2 protein-coding genes and 1 pseudogene are annotated in these 2,553 nt (G+C 46.5%); all 3 read right to left on the reverse strand.

The genetic code is table 11. The features are described from left to right. Positions 1 to 206 precede the first annotated feature (206 nt). Complete coding sequence (locus tag AC1S52_RS03720) at positions 207 to 755, reverse strand: DoxX family protein (RefSeq protein WP_482027692.1); 549 nt, start codon at positions 753 to 755, stop codon at positions 207 to 209. Then, a complete protein-coding gene (locus AC1S52_RS03725) occupies positions 752 to 2,053 on the reverse strand; it encodes an NAD(P)/FAD-dependent oxidoreductase (protein ID WP_482027693.1) in 1,302 nt (433 codons plus the stop codon). The genes AC1S52_RS03720 and AC1S52_RS03725 overlap by 4 nt, the downstream gene beginning before the upstream one ends. 372 nt (positions 2,054 to 2,425) lie before the next feature. After that, a pseudogene (locus AC1S52_RS03730) lies at positions 2,426 to 2,553 on the reverse strand (IS630 family transposase); the annotation flags it as partial.

The following is a 2,553-nucleotide window of genomic DNA, read 5'->3' on the forward strand; positions in this document are numbered from 1 at the left end:
CTTCCTTCAAAACACTCGACCAACTCCAACTTAAAGTTGATCAACTGATTGCTCAGTTAACTCCTGAGCTAATTGCTTCCATCACAGGGTATGCATTTATTCTCGATGCCCTATCTGCCCTGAATACTGTTTAAATTGGTATAAATCCCCCGGATTCTTAGGAGAATCCGGGGGGCTGGATACATCATTTATTCTGAGTTGCCGGTTTATCTGAAGCTGGTAGCGGTTGGTAAACGCCTGCGGCGGTGGCGTTTCGTCCAAAAGCGGTTGATAAAGCTAAACATGCCCGGCTCAGATCGATTCTCTAAGGTTTCGCCTTTCCGTTTGCGGTTCAGCCAGTGGTCAATTGAATAGATATTAAAACCAACGCCTGCCAGCAGAATGAATAAAACCAGTCCATAGGAGAGCATAGAAGTGGCGGCTCCCCAGTTTTGAATGGATGTGACACCGAGTTTCAGAATGATCATCAAAATAAAAGTTGCGATCAGAGAACCGCGTGTGAACAATCCAACGGTGATCAAAATGCCAACAATCAATTCTACGGGGGGAACTAGAAAGGAATTGACTCTAACTAGAAATTCTGGAAAGTATGAGCCTTCAAGGGTTTTAACTGTTTCCTCAACAAATCCAGGAATGTTGAAAATGCGCGTAAATCCATGATTAAAATAATTGACCCCAATCAGAATTCGCAACAACAAATAGGCGATCGCAACATCTCCTACCTTCAAGCCTGCATAAGTTCTACTCTCAGTCATGGCGATACCTCTAACGATTTCACTGTTTCAAGGGTTTGATGATTGTGTACGGTTACATCCCTGGATGCCAGAATCAGGCGAACGGCGCGATCGCCTAGCAAATAAGTATGAAGCCAAGTAAGAAACACCAGCAAACGGCTACGATAGCCCGGTAAATAAACCAGGTGAACGCCTAACCACATGAACCAGGCAAGGAAGCCTGTAAATGCAAACCCACCAATTTTTCCAACCCCAGAAAAGCAACCAATAATTGCGAGGCGACCCTTGTTGAAATAGCGAAAGGGCTGGGGTGCTTTGCCTCGAAGCTGTCGCCTGATGTTACGTGCTACTGCAACACCCTGCTGAAGCGCTTCTGGTGCAACACCCGTTAAAGGTTTACCTTTTTGCTCAACGTAGGCAAGATCACCAATCGCATACACATTTGAATGTTCCAGCAATTGCAGCGTTGGACGAACAAATAATTTGTCTTTGGTTGCCCTGGCTAACTCTTGAGAGGTTTCGGGTGAGCTTGCTTCCAATCCCGCTGTCCAGATAGTGGTTTCAGTCAATATTGTCTGACCATTACTGAGGTACAGGCTTTCTGGAGTGACCCGGTTCACTTTTTGTGACAGGTGAACTTCAACCCCAAGCTCGCGCAGCCGTTTACAGGTGTATACGCCCAGTTTCTTTGGCAAATCTGGTAGTAAGCGATCTCCCGACTGCACCAGCAACAACCTCACCTGTTGCCAATCCAGAGTAGGATAATCTCCTCGTAGGGCACGAAACATTTCAACCAGGGCACCCGCCATTTCAACTCCGGTTGCGCCCCCACCGACGATCGCGAAAGTGAGCAAACGTTCTCGCCGCACTGGATCGGGTTCATGGCTGGCTTGCTCAAAGCAGGAAAACATATGATTTCGCAATGCCACTGCCTCTTCCAGCGTTCCCATTGAAAAGGCATACTCCGCTGCACCAGGAATCTCTAAATACTTTGTTTGACTGCCTGTAGCCAGCACCAAAATGTTATAGGGAATGGTCCCAGCAACGGTTTCAACAATTTGCTCTGAAAAGTCGATTCTCTGAACTTCTGCATGCAAGAACTGAAGATTGCTAGTTCGCCGCAGAATGGTGCGAATTGGGTACGCCACCTGATCGGGCCCCAGTTGTGCCGTTGCCACCTGATACAGCAGCGGCACAAACAAATGATAGTTGTTGCGATCAATCAGCAACACATCTGCTCCGGAGTTAGCTAAAGACTGAGCCGCCTGAAACCCGCCAAATCCAGCACCTACAACCACAACGCGGGGATGTTTGAGCATTACAGTTCCTCTCGTTTGATTGATGATTTTCGCTTCACTCGTGGATTGTTCTCAAACTTTTACTGGTTTCTGATGCGATCGCATTCAGATCTCCACTGAGTAGGAAGCGACCTTTGCTCAAAGAGTTCCTTGAAGAACTGAGCGACAACAGCAAAATTACACTATACATTTTGTAACATTACCCTACATTCCTGGAAACAGGGGCTTTCTGTCAAGCTGTTCAGTTGTTGAACAGATAAGATCTACCCTTGGAAAGAGCTAAACCGATGCTAGCAATTTTTGATTGAGTGGTTGAGGTAGTGCTTCTAGTGCAGAACCAGGTGATCAGGTTGAACCCCTTTGCACAAAGCAGTTCAGTAAACTAGTGGACTGTCAAGGTTGAAATGATGGGTAAAGTCGTTTGAGTTTAACCCGTGCATCTTCAGTGGTAAATCGCCAATCTATTGTTCGCAATTGGGTATTTCTGCGCTGCTCCCAAGCCAATGTTTCTTGTTGCAATG

The sequence above is a fragment of the Kovacikia sp. CALU 1929 genome, from assembly GCF_056784235.1.